The following is a 16,584-nucleotide window of genomic DNA, read 5'->3' on the forward strand; positions in this document are numbered from 1 at the left end:
GGAAAATGCGGCGGGGAGGCAACTACGGCAGCATGCGATGATCGACTGCCACAGCTTTCCCGGCCACAGAGAAAATTCCGTTTGAAGCACGCAAAGGGACAGCGCTCTCGTGCCCTTTGCGTTTGAAGCAATGCCTGGCCGAGCTTAGATGCCCAGGCAGAGGTATTTGATTTCCAGGTAATCTTCGATGCCGTACTTGGAGCCTTCGCGGCCCAGGCCCGACGCCTTGATGCCGCCGAACGGCGCGACTTCGTTGGAGATCAACCCGGTGTTGACGCCGACCATGCCGTATTCCAGGGCTTCAGCCACACGGAACACACGGCCCAGGTCACGGGCATAGAAGTACGAAGCCAGACCGAACTCGGTGTCGTTGGACATCGCGATCACTTCGGCTTCATCTTTGAAGCGGAACAGCGGCGCGAGTGGGCCGAAGGTTTCTTCCTTGGCCACGGCAGCGTTCTTCGGCACGTTGACCAGAATGGTCGGTTCGAAGAAGTTGCCTTCCATCACCTTGCCACCGGCCAGAACGGTTGCGCCTTTGCTGATCGCGTCAGCAATGTGCTCTTGAACCTTGGCCACGGCTTTTTCGTCGATCAGCGGGCCCGTGGTAGTGCCTTCTTCCAGACCGTTACCGATCTTGAGCTTGGCCACGGCCACTTTCAGCTTCTCGGCGAACGCGTCGTAGACCGAATCCTGAATGTACAGACGGTTGGCGCAGACACAGGTCTGGCCGTTGTTGCGGTACTTGGAAATGATCGCGCCTTCGACGGCCTTATCCAGGTCCGCGTCGTCGAACACGATGAACGGCGCGTTGCCACCCAATTCCAGGGACACTTTCTTGATGTCCTTGGCGCATTCCGCCATCAACTGACGACCGATTTCAGTCGAGCCAGTGAAGGACAACTTACGCACGATCGGGTTGCTGGTCAGCTCGCTGCCGATGTCGCCGGCGCTGCCGGAAACAACACTGAACACACCGGCAGGGATGCCGGCACGCTGGGCCAGTTCAGCCAGGGCGAATGCGGAAAACGGAGTTTGCGAAGCAGGCTTGAGCACCATCGTGCAACCGGCGGCCAGGGCCGGACCGGCTTTACGGGTGATCATCGCGGCCGGGAAGTTCCACGGGGTGATTGCAGCGGTCACGCCGATTGGCTGCTTGATCACGATCAGGCGCTTGTCTGGCTGGTGGCCCGGAATCACGTCACCGTAGATGCGCTTGGCTTCTTCGGCGAACCACTCGATAAAGGAAGCGGCGTAAACGATTTCGCCCTTGGCTTCGGCCAATGGCTTGCCTTGTTCGAGGGTCATCAGGCGAGCCAGGTCGTCCTGGTTTTCGATGATCAGTTCGAACCAGCGACGCAGCTTGTTCGCACGGTCCTTGGCGGTCAGGGCACGCCAGGCCGGCAGCGCTTTGTCAGCGGCTTCGATTGCACGGCGGGTTTCGGCCGCGCCCATTTTCGGCACAGTACCCAGAATTTCGCCCGTTGCCGGGTTGTTGACCTTGATCGTCTGACCATTGTCCGCATCGACCCAAGCGCCATCGATAAAGGCTTGCTGGCGGAACAACTGGGTGTCTTTAAGCTGCATGTCGGCTTTCCTTAACAGCACCGCGGCCAGCGCGGAGCGAATTATGATTGTAGAAAGGCGCCCTATAGGCTGCCGTCAGGGAAATCATTCACCGGGCTGAAGCACATAAATAGCGCACTGATTGAAACTCGTGCGGTTCAGCACCCAGACAAGAGCGTTTGAAATCTCAAACGAATCCTAGGATCAAAGGGGGTAAAGGACAATAGGCTGTTCGAAAAAAAGAACGAAAACGCCGCATTTGCCTATTTTTTCTGATCAACGTAGCAAACGGCTGTTACAGGTTAAAAAACACAGACGATTCAGCAGCATGGACGCCCGCAACGCATATGAGTATCATGGCGCCCGCTTGCACCAGTAGCTCAGCTGGATAGAGTACTGCCCTCCGAAGGCAGTGGTCGTGGGTTCGAATCCCGCCTGGTGCACCATATAGTAGAAACGAGAAAGCCTCAGGCCGTTAGGGACTGGGGCTTTTTTGTGGGTGTTGTTTAGGAGATCAAGGTGAATCAGCTTGATTTTGGCGAGCTGCATCACACCACGAAGCACAACCTCGACTCGCATTTATAGGCGGCATAAGTCGATGGCTAGCGGGTTAAAGAGGCAGTTGTAAACTAAAAGTTGACGACTGTGGTCGACGCGAAGGGTGCCGCTCGCTTGCAACATCACGCGGTTCTGTCCTTGGATTTAGCTTAAAGGGACTCGGATCGATCGATGCCTTTAGAAAAATGACTGCTCGGTACATGGAGCAGGGCAACGAAAAACCCCTGAGCAGTATCAACGCTTAAGCACATCAACCGACAGGGGCAGAGTTGTTGATGATCATAGGAATGAGAACTTCTCGGCAACTGCTGGCTAATCCGACGCAACCGACAAGGAAAACTTGACGGTTCGATTGAGTGCTCGCGTCTGTAGTGGTCTAATGAAACCGGACACCCATTTAGGCGAGAATACTCGCCAGATCGAGGTGTCAGATGACCAAACAACGCCGCTCCTTTACTGCTGAATTCAAACGCGAGGCTGCTGACCTCGTGCTCAAGCAAAACTACAGCTACATCGAAGCCAGCCGCTCACTCGGCATTGGTGAGTCAGCGCTGCGCCGCTGGGTTGACCAGGTTCAGAAAGAGCACCAAGGCGTCACTCCGCAGAGCAAGGCGCTGACCCCAGAGCAGCAGAAAATTCAGGAACTGGAAGCCCGGATCGCTCGGCTTGAGCGAGAAAAATCCATACTAAAAAAGGCTACCGCGCTCTTGATGTCGGAAGATCACGAGCGTTTGCGCTGATTGATCAGTTGAGTGCCCATGAGCCGGTTGATTGGCTGTGTAAGGTGTTTGAAGTCACCCGCTCGTGCTACTACGCCCAGCGCCTGCGGCGCCGCACTCCCGATGTTGAACGGCTTCGGTTGCGTAGCCGGGTCAGTGAGCTGTTCTCGCAAAGTCGCAGCGCTGCGGGCAGTCGCAGCATCCTGTCACTGATGCGTGAAGATGGTGAGCAACTCGGTCGATTCAAAGTGCGCAGTTTGATGCGTGAGCTTGATTTAGTCAGTAAACAACCCGGCTCACATGCCTATAAACGAGCGACAGTAGAAAGACTTGATATCCCGAATACCTTGAACCGTGAGTTTGATGTGCCAGCCCCCAATCAGGTCTGGTGCGGTGACATCACCTATATTTGGGCACAAGGAAAGTGGCATTACTTGGCTGTCGTTCTGGATCTCTGCACGCGCCGGATAGTGGGCTGGGCACTGTCGGAAAACCCGGACGCCGAACTCGTGATCCGAGCCCTGGATATGGCCTACGAGCAGCGTGGCAGGCCTTCGGATCTGCTGTTCCACTCGGATCAAGGGTCCCAATATGCAAGCCGGTTGTTTCGCCAGCGGTTGTGGCGATACCGCATACGCCAGAGCATGAGTCGCCGGGGAAATTGCTGGGACAATGCACCGATGGAGCGAGTGTTCCGGAGTTTGAAAACTGAATGGATACCGACCTTAGGCTACAGAACTGCGCAGGAAGCACAGCGCGACATCAGCCATTTTTTGATGCATCGGTACAACCGGATTCGGCCTCACCAATTCAACGGTGGGCTGGCGCCAGCTCGGGCCGAAGAAAAACTTAACGTCGTGTCCGGGATTAGTTGACCACTACACGTCAGACTCAGGCACCCGCTGGCTTTCTTATATTTCTTGGGTAGCTCTTGGGCGATTCTTGGGTAGTGTCTTGGGTAGTTTCTTGGGTAATCAGCGGCTACCGGTGCCCTGACAATCGCCGTTGCCATTCACTCAATATCCAAGGTTGCAGGAGATCTGCCTGCGCGATACCCTTCCGCCGTCGCTGCCAATTCAGCGACCGGGCTTGGTAACCCGAGAGTTAAGCGCAACAGCGCCCCCATCAAATTGCAGGCGTTTTTTGATTTCTGCAATTTTGAGTTATGGCGGCTGTGCGTGGGACGTCTTCGGACGTGCCGGATTCCTTGACTCCCGGTTTACCAACCTGCGCACAGCTGCCACCCATTCGCTTGGTAACGGAAAAGTGGCAGTTCCACGTCAAGGAGCTAGACCATGCGCAATAGAAATCCGTACAAAATTCGTTTTACCCCTCAACGCGATTTTGAATCGCAATCCCATCGCACCTCCATCAATGGAGGTGGCAAATGACCGATCCATCAGAGCTCAAAACCATCGGTTTGACGCCTGCCATCTACTGCTCGAATCAAGCGGTGTTCCACGTCACTCGCGGCGTGCCTCTTGGCGATGCGTTAGCCATGGCTTCCGACTTTCTGTTCCTTGCCAAAGCACTGTCCAAAGATGCTGCCTACGACAGAGAAAACGATCGTCACGCCTGGGCTGCGCATTATTTGACAGCACTGAGTAAGGCATTGGTTGATGATGTGGTGAAAGTGCTGACGCGAGGACCCGCGTCGCGGAAAGAAAAACCACAGAATAGCGGCAACTCACAATGCAAATTGCAGGTCCTGATAATGTCAGGAACTGCAATTTTAAAGAGTACCGCTACCTACTTACCGATTTGTTCAGCTTCAATGTCGTCGATGAGCGCATAGAGTTCAGCAAACACAAGATCTGCAGCCATTGCAGGACGCTGGTCATTTCGGCTAGCCAAGATCGCATCAGATAGCTCCCCGGCCTCCAGTCGATCCGAGAGCTGCTTGATTAACGGCTTACGTTCCATGTCGAGTCCCTAGGCACAAAGACATCAATTTATAACCGTTTGAGTTGGACGTGTACGTGGCTCACAAAAAAACCGCCGAAGCGGTTTTTTATTCAGTTGTCCAATCGAACTCGTCGTATTCATCGTCCTCGTCGTCCTCGTCGTCCCCCACCTCAAACACCTCGTCATCAGCGATGTCTTCCTCAGGGACGGCTTCTTCCTGCTTGTTCAGCAGAAACTCCTTGCGACTCTCAGTAATTCCCCGCCTCAGCGCTTCGCCCTTGACCGGGCAGTTGAGCATTTGGGCGATGCGGTCGATTTTTTCGCCACGGCTTCCTCCAACGCATCGACTATGGCTCGATAGTGCGCTCATTCAAGGGCCGATGCCAATTCGCCGGTTAAACCATCAGCGGTGATAACGCCGCACCACGCTGCTGTTTTTCAGCACGTGATCTTTGATCTTTTCCAGCAATTGCGCGCGGGTCAGGCCGGCGGGCAAGGCGTCCGGCGCCAGGTCCAGTGCGTAGATCTGGATGACGTAATGGTGCGCGCTATCGCCAGTCGGCGGGCAAGGGCCGACATAGGTCGTGGTGCCTTTGACGTTGGTGCCGCCGACGCCCTCGAAAGTGGACTTGGTGCCGGCACCGGCCGGGATTTGGTGGGTGGTCGGCTTGATGCCGTAATGCACCCAGTGATCGACGCCCTGACCTTTCTGGCCATCCGGGTCATGCATGACGATGGCGTAGCTGAGGGTGCCTGCCGGGCCAGCGTTCCAGTTCAGGGCCGGAGACTGGTTGTGACCGCCACAACCAGGCGCGTCGCTGGCAGCGGCCGAGGTGAACAGTCGATCGTCGGTGACGCCAGGGATGTTGAGGGTGAAACGCTCCTGGGCCTGCACGGGCAATTGCACGCAAAGGGCGACTGCAACGGCCGCCAGCCAAGGGTTCAGAGAGGTCAATCGGGTCATTACCAGAGCACCTTGTGCGGGTTAGGCCGTCGTCGGCTGGCAGACTATAGCCGTACCGTTCGCCCGTTGGCAGTGGCAATTGGGCGGAACCTCGGGATAAGGGCGAAACTCAATAGAGAAACACCTGCCTGGAGAGCGCTCATGGCACTGCACCGCGTTGCCCGTTTCGCCGATGTGCCGGAAAACCGGGGTTTGAAGTCCGGATCGAGAACACCAAAATTCTTCTGCTGCGAGTCGGTGATCAATTGCGCGCCTTCCAGGGCGAATGCCCCCACGCCGGGGCGCCGCTGGCCGACGGCGCGCTGTGCCACGGTCGGCTGATCTGCCCCTGGCACAAGGCAGCCTTTCGGATCGAGGATGGTGCGCTGTGTGAACCGCCGGCCCTGGACAGTCTCAAGCGCTACCCACTTGAAGTGCGTGCAGATGAAGTCTGGGTCGATGATCAGCCATTCGCAGACGCACACACCCCGCCGGCGGATGATGAGCGAACCTTTGTGATCGTCGGTGCCGGGGCCGCAGGTACTACGGCAGCTGCGGCATTGCGCGAAAAAGGCTTCGGTGGGCGGGTGCTGCTGATTGATCGGGAAGCCGATGCCGGCTACGACCGCACCGTGTTGAGCAAATTCGTGATCGCCGGGGAGATGCCGCCGGAAGAAGTCCCGCCCCTGCGCGACGAGGGCTTTTATCGCGAGCAACGCATCGAACGAATCCGGGGCGAAGTGGCGAGTCTGGATGCACCGAACAAAACCCTGCACCTGGCCGATGGCCAATCCCTGAGCTATGACGCCGCCTTACTCGCTACCGGCGGTATACCCAAGCCTTTGGAGCTGCCCGGCGCAGATCTGCCGCAAGTCTTTGTGCTGCGCTCGAAAGACCAGGCGCGGCAGATTCTCGATGCGGTTAAACCCGGTCAGCGGGCGGTGATCATCGGGGACAGTTTTATTGCATTGGAATCGGCTTCGTCTCTACGCCAATACGGGCTGGACGTCACGGTGCTCGCCCGCCACGCCGTGCCCTTCGCCGCCCAGTTCGGCGAAACCGTAGGCAAGGCGATTCGCGCGCGGCACGTCGCCCACGGCGTGGTCTTTCACACCGACGGTGAAGTCGCGTCCATCGAAGGCACCGACCGGGTAGAAGCGGTGCTGTTGGACAATGGCCAACGTTTACCGGCGGATCTGGTGTTGGTCGGGATTGGCGTCACCCCGGCCACTGCGGTGTTTGCCGAGCTGACGAAGGAAAAAGACCAATCGCTGAAAGTTGACGGCGGGATGCGCGTGACCGATGGGCTCTGGGCTGTCGGCGATATCGCGACCTTTGCGCTCAACGGCCAGCCCCAGCGAATCGAGCATTGGCGCCTGGCGCAGCAACAGGCGCGGATCGCTGCTGCAAACATGTTGGGCGGCGATGAGCATTATCTCGATGTGCCGTTTTTCTGGACCTGGCACTTCGGCAAAAACTACGACTACCTTGGGCATGCTGATAGTTGGGATGAAGTCGAGTTCAAGGGCGATCCGTACCATCCGCCCTTTATCGGTCTATTCGCCAAGCACGGTGTTTTGGTGGCGGCGGTGGCCTGCGATGAAGAACGGGCGATGGCGATGCTGGCCGAGCGGATGAAGCAGCCGCTGGCGGTGGATGAGGCGTGGCGATTGGTCCGGGATGTCTGAAATGAAACCCGTAGGAGCAATGGCGATCTCAAGGACACCATCGCCCGCCCCTTGTAGGAGCTGCCGAAGGCTGCGATCTTTTGACCTTCAAGATCAAAAGATCGCAGCCTTCGGCAGCTCCTACAGGGAGATTTTCCAGTCTTAGAGGCGGGTGACCGGCTCCCTGTTTTCGTCATCTTCAGACGGCAAACGGATCACCAACGGATGTTCCAACGGCGCCAGCGGCGGCGGTTGCAGCGCCGGATTAACCGGAACGTAGTGGCTGATCACATGGCTGACGTCGCCATCCTGATTGTTGTGAATGGTCATCGAGCCCGGGGTGCGCAGTTTTTCCAGACGATCGCCGGTCAACTTGAAGCTTTTGCTCAACCCGTGATCGTCCACAACCGGTGCCGGCAGCCGACGCTGGGCGAAGCTTTTGCTTTTGCGGTGCTGATAACGCGCCCAGGAAATCAGGATCACCGCGTTGAACAACGCCACCCACAGGTAGATTTGCAGCGTACCTAGGGCGTCGAAAAATGACGCATCGATACGCGGGCCGTCATGCGTGTCGATCAGAGGCAGGAGACCGCGCACCAGCAAATACAGCAGGCCGATCCAGGCCAGTACCGTGAAAAAGGCATCGATCACGATCAGAAATGGACGCTGCCGGGTTCTGATGATTTTCATTTGATGACCTCTTCCTCATCGTCATTCAGCGGTTTTATGCCCCGGTCCGGGCTGACCCAACGCGCACGTTTCTGATGTTGGCCAAACAGCACTTTTGGAAAGCTGACCAGGGTGGTGAGCAAACTGATGAACCAGAACACCAACGGGTACCAGACGACCCAGAACATGGTTTTCCACAGACCCTTCTCGTAACGCCGGTCAATCAGAATGCTGATTGCGAACTGCAACAGGCAGACCAGCGCCAACAGCAGCCCGGTAAAGGCCGGTGGCATTAAGTGATGCACGGCGATGGCATCCGGCATATCAACAAACTTGCCCGTCGCCCAGAAGATCACTGACAGCAGGAAGGTGAACGCCCAACCGGTGGACAGGCAATATTCGAACAGCAGCGGCCACAGGTAACGATGGCGGTACTGCCAGATGCCGCGAATGTTTTTGAACAGCACTTCGGCGCCGCCCTGGGCCCAGCGCAAACGCTGCTTCCACAGGCCGCCTAGAGTTTCCGGCATGAGGATCCAGCACAGGGCGCGGGGCTCGTAGAAGATGCTCCAGTGGTCCAGTTGCAGTTTCCAGCTGATGTCGATGTCTTCAGTGATCATGTCCGGGCTCCAGTAGCCGACCCGGTTCAGGGCCGTGCGCCGGAAGGCGACGATCACCCCGGAGACAGTAAAGATCCGCCCAAAGACCCGCTGTGTGCGCTTGATCAAGCCAATGATCGACGAGAACTCACCGACCTGAACCCGACCCACCAGCGTCGAACGAGTGCGGATTCGCGGGTTGCCGGTCACCGCGCCGAGGCGCGCGTTATCGAGCATCGGTGCCACCAGGTAGGCTGCGGTATTCGGCGCCAGCAGCGCGTCACCGTCGATACACACCAGATACTCGCTGCGTGCGGCGATGGCCCCCATGCGCAGGGCCACGGCTTTGCCCTGGTTTTCCGCCAGGTGCAGTACCCGCAACCGAGGGTCTTGTGCGGCCAGTGCATCGAGTACGGCGGCGGTGTTGTCCTTGGAGCCGTCGTTGATCGCGATCACTTCGATATTCGGATAATGCTGGGCCAGCGCCGCGTGGATGGTGTCGGCGGCGTTCTCGCCTTCGTTGTAGCAAGGGATCAGGATCGAAATCATCGGTTCGCCGGCCAGCGGTGGCGGCAAGGTGTCATCCTTCCAAGGCCAGTGCCGCTCCCAGTGCAGCCAGAAATAAAGGCCGCCGGCTATCCACAAGCCGGACATGAACAGTGGATAGAAAAACACGAAGTCCATCAGGAATTGCCCGGTGAGCAGGAAGATCAGCCCAAGGGGTATCCCGAGGACGATCGCCAGAACCAGCATGGCCAGCAGTCTATCCAGCATGTTATGGATTCCACTTGTCGGAGAGAGCAGGCCGCACGGTTTTCACGTCCGGCTGGTTCTCGAGGAAGTTATCCGGGTAGTAGCCGAAGCTGGTGGCGCCCTGCCGCTTGAGGCGGCCCATCCAGTCGCTCAGCTGCGCGCCATCGATGTCGGAATCGGTTTTTTCGTCCAGTCCCTGGCCTGCAATTCGAACACCGTGCGCTGCAGCGCGCCGGGGCGAGACTTGACCGTAGCCACCAACGCTTCGAGCCATGGCCCGGATTGCGCCTGGCTTTGTTTTTCCATGAGTGGCATCGCCATCGGCGCCGTCCAGTCGTAGGTGCCGAGGAAGTCGTCGAGGTTCTGCGCGAACCAGGCTTCGCTCTGGGGATTGAGCATCGGTTCGGCAAAGATATTACGCGCGGTCAGCACCTGCGGGCCGCGAATGGCGCGAACCTTGGCGGTGAGTTCTTTGGTGAAGTCGATCAGGTAGCGGCTCTTGAACCGCGTCCAGCGTTGCAGCGCCGCCGGATCGTCCCGCAACGCGGCAATCGAGCCCGGCAGGCCGTTGGCGGCATACACCTTGAGCGCTTCGGGGCCGGCGTCTTCGAAGTCCGAGAGCACCGCATCGTCGTGGTAGAGGATGCCGTCGACCGAGGTCAGGCGGGCGACGTCTTCGTAGATTTCACCAATCAGGCGCCGCACGTCCGGGTCAAAGGGCGACAGGCGTTTGTACTGGTCCGGGTCGAGCGACGTAGTGCCGGTTTTCGGGTCCCAGCGTGTCACACGCGGCAGTTTCGAATCCAGGGCAAAACTCAGCACCGGCATCCAGGCGAAGACTTTGACGTGGGCCGGGTGCGTAACTGCCAGGCCACTCGGTCGAAAATATCGGCGCGCACCGGCAGATGGCGGTTAGGGAAGTACAGCGAGTGCACCAGGCCATCGCCTTGCGGATCGGCGAAAGCTTGCAGGAACACCGTGTTGGCGCCCATGTCGGCCATGCGCTGGATCAGTTTGCCGAGGTTGATTTCCTGCTGGGCCGGGTCCGGATCGTAGACGTTATCCAGGTCCACATGCACCACGCGCATCGGTGCATCGGACTGCACCGCGACGATGCTGTTGGCGAAGTGCTCGCCGTCCGGATCGGAAGCCACCAGAAAGCGCGGGCTGCTCATCAGGTTGTCGAGGGCATCGAGGCCGTCGTCCAGGGTCAGGGCCATTTGATAGCCCTGGTCATTGATAATTTGCAACGTGCTGCCGTCCGCCGTGCCGTAAGGCCAGACCCAGACGCGCGGCTTGTAACCGACGACCTTGCGGATTTTCTCCGAGATGGTCACGACATCGGTGCGCATGCGCGCCTGGAAAGCTTCTTCCGTCTCGTAGCGGCCGGTGCTGGCATCATAACGCCGAGTCGCTGCCGCGGGTTGCAGGTTGCCCTGAGGGTTGGCGAGGATGCCCTTGTGGCTGGCGTCGGTATGGGCGGCGATTTCCACCAGCCCGGACTTGGAGATTTCCCGCACCTGCTCCCAGGTCAGGAAGTCCGAACGCGGACGCATTTGCCCGGCGAAATCCACCTGCTGGTTCGCCGGGGTATCGATCCATACGCCGACCGGGGCCAGCAACGCATGCCAGTTATAGGCGCGCAGCACCGGCAGCACGCGGGTGTAGAAGCTCGCATAGCCGTCGTCGAAGCTCAGCAGAATCGCCTTGGGCGGCAACTGCGGACCGCCGCTGTGGGCCGCCAGGATCTGATCGATGGTGACCGGTTTGTAGTCGTTCTCCCGCAGCCACGCCAGTTGCTCGATCATGCGTTCGGTACGCACGGCCACCACCGCTTGATCGGGGTCGCGGTCTTCAACGTCGTGGTAGGCAATCCCCAGCACGTGGTTTTTCGGCCACGGTGTTTCGTTGGCTGCAACAGGACGCTCGGACGGCGGCGCGAACGCCGGGGCTTGCTGGGCACAGGCGCTGACCAGCAGCACTCCCAGCAGAAGGATGAAACGCGAGATAAAAGGCATCTTCAAACTCTTCTAGAAGCGGTAAGTGAGGTCGACGAGCAGACGCAGATCGGTTTCGCGATCGCCGTCATAAGGCCGGTTGATCACCGTCAACAAGCCGCCCACCTCGAATACATCGTTCCAGCTGTAGCGCTGGCCGTAGCCCAGCAGGCCGACCCCCCCGGTGCCGTAATCACGCTGGCTGTAGGTGCCCGCACCGGCCTGGAACTGTTGGCTCCAGGAGGTTTCGTAGCGGTGATACAGAACGTGATTGACGTTCACCGTCGGCAGCACGCTGAAGTCGGATTTGGGGTTGAAGTACGGTACGTCCTCGGACATGGAGTTGTGGCTGGTGCCGACTTCCAGGCCGAGATCGACTTGCACCTTCGGCGCGGTATAGACGCCCTCGCGCCCGGTCAGCAAGGCTTCGACGCGGTTGTTGCCGTCGCTGAAATGCGAGGGCTGACCGCCAGTTTCCATTCGCGGCTTTCATTGGCGCGCCAGCGGATGAAACCGCTGCCGCCATTGGACGTCACATCGCTGTTCAACGCTCGCAGCGGGGTATCGGCCGAGAGGTAGGCGAGGCTGCCGCCGTATTGCCAGTGATCGTTAATGTCGCGGGCAATCGACAGGCGCGCGCCTTGCTTGTCGCCATAACCGAAGTTGTGATTGGAAACCTCCGCCTCCAGGGTCATGTCGCGGGTGCGGCGCTCGACACCGAGCCGTTGCGTGCGATCACGACCGGTGCCTTCCTGGAAATCTCCCGTGGCGTAGCCGACACCGGCGAATACGCGCCAGTCTTCATCGATGGGCGGGCTGTAGAGCACGGTTTCGATGCCGAAATCCTTGCTGCCGGCCACCGCACCGGCCCCGCTGCTGCCACCGCCGTAACTCTTGCCGCCGTAGGTTTGCACCCGCAGCTCGGCCATGTCGTGCACGTCGCGCTGACGATCCAGACGCTGCACCTGGCGGTTGTTGGGGAAACGCGCGACCACATCGTCGGTCAGCGCCTCCATCTGCCGCCATTCCTGCAAGTCCATGGCGGTGTGGGCCTGAGCAACTTCCAGCCCGATGTCCCGCGGGACCATGCTCTCGGTTTCCTTGAGCTGGCTTTCCGCGCGGCGCGGCCAGGCTCGAGCGAGGTACAAGTTAGCCTGGGCCAGGCGCAAGCCAACGTTGCCCGGCGCCTGATCCACCAAAGTCTGTAAGCGCTGCTCGCCCGACGGCAAGTCGGAACCATAGGTGCCGGCCTGTGCAGCGAGTTGCTGGGCGTCCATCCATGAATCATTCGGGTTACCGAAGGGCAGCCCCTTGAGTTCGACCCGCGGGTTCTGAGTCTTGGCCAGATTCTCCGCCACGGTGCGCGCTTCTTGCGGGTGGTCGCTTTCAAGCAATGCGTAATACAGCGCCGTGGTGTCTTCGACACGATCGGCAGGGTCGGTATCTGGCGCCGCCAGCACTTGGCGATACAGGTCGGTAGCGATCTCGGGCTCGCGTTGATCCAGATAAGCACCCGCCACCCAACGCATGGCGTAGGTAGGAATCTTCACGCCTTCGCCGAGCAGCTTCTGATATTCGCTGATGACTTCAGCGGTGCGCGCACGAGCCTTTAGTGCGCCCATGCGATCAATGCGCCAGCGAGTCACGTCATCGTGAGCCTTCGGATCCTGGGTCCAGGTGGTCAACAACTGGTCGTAACCGCTCAGCGCACGGTCGGCAATGACGTAGCGTTCTTTCTCGCTGCGGGTGGCGAACTCGGCCATGCGTACCTGTTCGGCGGCCAAATCACCTTCGATGATCCGCAGTTGCACCGGATCAATCAGCCCCGGCCGTTGGCGGGCCAGGCGCAGGGCCGGTTCCGGCAGGCGCGCACGTTGCAGGGCAAAGACGTATTCCCGGGCCACATCAGGCTTGCTCCCGGCTCGGATGAAGGCTTGGTCGTATTCAAACAGGGCGTCGTAGGTGGCACCGGCGCGGGTCAAGGCATAGGCCAGCGCCAGACGACGGGAAGGGTCGTCCGGTTTGGCAGCCACCAGCGCTTTGGTGCGGGTCACAGCTTCGTCGGGTTTGCCGGCGTCCGCCTGGGTCATGGCCAGACCGAGTTGCAAGTCCGGGTTCTGCGGTTCCAGCGCCAGGGCCTTGTTGTAGACCTCGGTCGCCGAGTCCCAGCGCTTGAGGTTGCGATAGGCGCGGGCGGTGGCGGTCAACGCCTGAACCGGCAGTGCCCGATTGCGCCCCTGGGTCTCATAGACCTGCACCACTTCGGCGTCGAGCCCAGCCCAGCCGGCGATCTGCAAATGGTCGCTGACCTGGCCGTTGGTGGCCTGGCTCACCGGTACCTGACGCAGTACGGTCAGCGCAGGCGTGTAGTTGCCCGCACGAGCATCACGGACCATCTGGTCGTAGGGCGTATCGGCAAACGCCAGCATGGGCCAAAGCAGCTGGCTGCAGAGCGCGATGCGCAGCAACGGGCTAAACCTACGAGGAACATCGGGACGAGAAAAACGCGGCATTCGTCAGCATCCTTACATGGCCAGCCGGGTCGCAATGCCCTCCTTGCCCATTCGTAACGGAGAGCCGGAATGAGAACCCGGCCAAACTTTATCAAGGCAGTCTTGCACGCAAGCGTAGACCATTATTCAGAACACAATATTTATTCAGATTCGTTACATTCCCGGCTTCACGTCCCGGAAATACTCAAACGCCAGACAGCAAAACGCCCGGCGTCTGTTTGCGCAGAGGCCGGGCGTCAGTGTGTAGCGCGAAGGTTACTGAACGACGCCTGCACCCCCGAGTTTGCCCATCACGAAGCCGACAAATTCTTCGACGGTCATTTTCTGGCCGTTGAATTCAACTTGATTGTTGGCGTAATGCAGTTTGCTGACGACATTGGTGCCGTCCAGTTTGGCCAACTGGGTGCCGATGGCCATGCTGGCGAACATGTCGCTGGTCGCCGTTGCCTGGTCGACGATGACCTTGGCGTCAGTCTGGCCATCCGCTTGTGCTTGCAGGCTGAGCAGGTCAACGAGCATTGGCTTGGACACTTTCAGGTTGATGTCCAACAGGGCAATCAACTGACGGACCAATTGATCCGGCGGCAGGTCCATGGAAGCCGGTTTGGTCAGGTCGACCACCAGGTTGGCACGGCTTTCACCGTTGGCGGTGTTGAATGACAGGTTCTCCAGCGCGAATTGCGGGCCGGCGGCCAGCAGTTTTTCCAGGCCGGACTTGACCTGCGCCTCTTCGGCCGGGGTCAGGTTCAGCTCTGGCGCGGGTTCACCGGCGGCAGAGGCGGCGGCCGCAGCCTGCTCGTACGGTTGCAGCTTGGTCTGGTAAATCTGCATCAGCGACAGGGTCGACGGGATGTCGAGGTTCTTCAGGCTCATGGCCATTTGTGCCGAGCCGACGGTTTTGCCGTTAAATGTCAGCTCGCCAACTTTGTAATCGGCACGCCCGGAAGCGTTGGTGCCCGATTCTTCAGTCTGGTTCTTCATCTCGAATTTGTTGACGCCGACGATCGACTGCTTGGCGCCGAAGGTGGTCTTGCTACTGGTCAGCTCAATGGTGTTTTCGCCGGTGTAGTAGCCGTAGGTACTTTTGACCAGGTTGCTGGCCAGGGTCAGGCCGTTCAACTCGACCGATACCGGCGCCTGCTCTTCAGACACGGTGGTCAGTTTCAGGCTGTCCATGTAACCGCTGGCTTTGACTTTCTGCGCCTGGGCGCTGGCGGCGATGTCCATGTTCAGCCCGGAAAACTTCAGGCTGGACTTGTCATCCAGGGCCGTTTCCAGCGGCAGCAGTTCGAAAGTACCGTTGGTAGAGTTGTCATAACCAATGTTGACCACGCCTTTGACCGGCGACAGGCCATTGGCGGCAGCGAACCATTTTTCCGTGAGCGGAGTTTTTTCCAGTTCGAAGTAATTGGTGGCCATGACCGGCAACCATTTCAACGACACCAGGCGCGAGAACGGCAGTGGGCCGTGCTCTACGTGATCGACGAAGAGCAATTCGACCGGTGCTCCACCGAACATATCGCCTTCACCCTTGAGGCGGTAATGAGCCGTGCTGCTGAAAACACCACGATCCACGGACACCAGTTCCAGGGATGCCGTGCCATTGGAACCCACCAGCGCAGTTTGCAGTTCTTTGTTGGCGTCAACGACGGAGGCGTTCAGCACGCCTTCCAGTTTAGTGCCGGTGTACCAGGCACCGCCGGCGCTGATTGCACCGATGGCAACAACAATTCCAAGAAGCACGCCTGCTGATTTATTCATGAATGACCCGATCAATGTCCGTTGTTGAAAGTGTGGTCGTCTTCCCTGAACCCATGACGGGTTGCGGTCACGACTGCGCTAAAAGTCCGAAGGAGATTAGCATTTGCCGGGCGGGAGGGCTTAATGATTAAAGGTGAAAGAGTGTCTATGGACACCTTGCAGAGGGCGAGAGTTTCGGCGGTCATGCAATCGCCATCGCGGGCAAGCCTCGCGCCTACAGAGGGTAACGTTCTCCTGTAGGAGCAAGGCTTGCCCGCGATGGCGTCAGCCCATACAGCAACAAATCAGGAATACTGAACCTCAATCTCATCCAACTGATGATCAAAGCTCTTGAGCTGCGCTGTCCACGTATAGACCAGCACCTCAAAATCCCGATTGATCACCGCCCCGCCTGTCACTTCCGCGCGCGGGTCGCAGAAGTCCAGTTGATAGCGTTCGCGGGCCATGGCGTTGGCGACGTCGGAGAGTTCGCGGGCGTTGTTGAGCCAGTGCCAGCCTTCTTCGCTGACTTGCTTGTCGAGGGCCAGGCATTGGGTTTTCAAGGCTTCGAGGCTTTTTTCCAGCGGCGTGCCGGTGAGTTCGCCCATGACTTCCTGGAACGTGCGCCCCGGTTGCCAGTAGCTGCCCCAGAAATACCGGTCAAACACCGTTTCGACCCGGCGCAGCGCGACTTTGGTGTCCCAGATCAGTACCAGGGTCTTGCCTTGTTCGAGGTGTCTTTTTTTGATGCGCGTGCCCTGGATCGACGCCCAGGCCACCACCACGATGGACATCACGGCAATCAGTGCTGACGCGCTGTCGAGGAACACCAGTGCCTTGTCGATCTGGTGGGCGAGCATGATGCCGTAGAAATAGGTGGCCGACAGCAAGACCAATGCTGCAATAGCGCACCAGAAGCCGGGAGCATAAGGGTTTTTCATTATTAGAGTCCCCA

Annotated in this window: 8 protein-coding genes, 1 tRNA gene and 4 pseudogenes; 4 read left to right on the forward strand and 9 right to left on the reverse strand. The window is 58.9% G+C overall.

The window, feature by feature from the left end:
* Positions 1-144: 144 nt before the first annotated feature.
* Positions 145-1,587 carry an NADP-dependent succinate-semialdehyde dehydrogenase gene (gene gabD, locus JFV26_RS12070; protein WP_201192510.1) on the reverse strand — a complete coding sequence of 481 codons (1,443 nt, stop codon included), beginning with the start codon at positions 1,585-1,587 and terminating at the stop codon, positions 145-147.
* 348 nt (positions 1,588-1,935) lie between these two features.
* Here gabD and JFV26_RS12075 point away from each other — a divergent pair.
* The 3 genes and pseudogenes from JFV26_RS12075 to JFV26_RS33455 all read left to right on the forward strand — a co-directional run.
* Positions 1,936-2,012, forward strand: a tRNA-Arg gene (locus JFV26_RS12075).
* Between the two features lie 543 nt (positions 2,013-2,555).
* Positions 2,556-3,718, forward strand: a protein-coding gene (locus JFV26_RS12080) for an IS3 family transposase (RefSeq protein WP_201191726.1) whose coding sequence is annotated in 2 segments (ribosomal slippage) — positions 2,556-2,811 and positions 2,811-3,718 — 1,164 coding nt in all. Because the reading frame shifts where the segments join, the coding sequence is not laid out codon by codon here.
* Between the two features lie 512 nt (positions 3,719-4,230).
* Positions 4,231-4,506, forward strand: a pseudogene (locus tag JFV26_RS33455) (DUF3077 domain-containing protein); the annotation flags it as partial.
* 348 nt (positions 4,507-4,854) lie between these two features.
* Here the strand turns inward: JFV26_RS33455 and JFV26_RS12090 are convergent.
* Together JFV26_RS12090 and JFV26_RS12095 are read right to left on the reverse strand one after the other, a co-directional pair.
* Positions 4,855-5,118: a hypothetical protein gene (locus tag JFV26_RS12090; RefSeq protein WP_201192514.1), complete on the reverse strand. Its 264-nt coding sequence runs from the start codon at positions 5,116-5,118 to the stop codon at positions 4,855-4,857.
* Between the two features lie 33 nt (positions 5,119-5,151).
* Positions 5,152-5,712: a YbhB/YbcL family Raf kinase inhibitor-like protein gene (locus JFV26_RS12095; RefSeq protein ID WP_201192515.1), complete on the reverse strand. Its 561-nt coding sequence runs from the start codon at positions 5,710-5,712 to the stop codon at positions 5,152-5,154.
* A 141-nt stretch (positions 5,713-5,853) separates the two neighbouring features.
* On the opposite strand from JFV26_RS12095, the pseudogene JFV26_RS12100 reads away from it, so the two are divergent.
* Positions 5,854-7,379 (forward strand): annotated as a pseudogene (locus JFV26_RS12100) (FAD-dependent oxidoreductase).
* A gap of 141 nt (positions 7,380-7,520) precedes the next feature.
* Here JFV26_RS12100 and pgaD read toward each other — a convergent pair.
* The 6 genes and pseudogenes from pgaD to JFV26_RS12130 all read right to left on the reverse strand — a co-directional run bounded on the left by pgaD (position 7,521) and on the right by JFV26_RS12130 (position 16,570).
* Positions 7,521-8,048, reverse strand: coding sequence for a poly-beta-1,6-N-acetyl-D-glucosamine biosynthesis protein PgaD (pgaD, locus tag JFV26_RS12105; RefSeq protein WP_201192517.1), 528 nt, complete (start codon positions 8,046-8,048; stop codon positions 7,521-7,523).
* On the reverse strand, positions 8,045-9,400 hold the full coding sequence (gene pgaC, locus JFV26_RS12110; RefSeq protein WP_201192519.1) for a poly-beta-1,6-N-acetyl-D-glucosamine synthase: 1,356 nt from the start codon (positions 9,398-9,400) through the stop codon (positions 8,045-8,047). The genes pgaD and pgaC overlap by 4 nt, the downstream gene beginning before the upstream one ends.
* A gap of 1 nt (position 9,401) precedes the next feature.
* A pseudogene (gene pgaB / locus JFV26_RS12115) lies at positions 9,402-11,397 on the reverse strand (poly-beta-1,6-N-acetyl-D-glucosamine N-deacetylase PgaB).
* 12 nt (positions 11,398-11,409) lie between these two features.
* Positions 11,410-13,889: pseudogene (gene pgaA, locus JFV26_RS12120) on the reverse strand (poly-beta-1,6 N-acetyl-D-glucosamine export porin PgaA).
* Between the two features lie 255 nt (positions 13,890-14,144).
* Positions 14,145-15,650 (reverse strand): YdgA family protein, encoded by a 1,506-nt coding sequence (locus tag JFV26_RS12125; protein ID WP_201192521.1) that lies wholly within the window; start codon positions 15,648-15,650, stop codon positions 14,145-14,147.
* Positions 15,651-15,934: 284 nt separating this feature from the next.
* Positions 15,935-16,570, reverse strand: a complete 636-nt coding sequence (locus JFV26_RS12130) for an NADH:ubiquinone oxidoreductase subunit N (RefSeq protein ID WP_201192523.1) — start codon at positions 16,568-16,570, stop codon at positions 15,935-15,937.
* Positions 16,571-16,584: the final 14 nt, after the last annotated feature.

The sequence above is a fragment of the Pseudomonas sp. TH31 genome (genome assembly GCF_016650815.1).
Taxonomy (GTDB): Bacteria; Pseudomonadota; Gammaproteobacteria; order Pseudomonadales; family Pseudomonadaceae; genus Aquipseudomonas.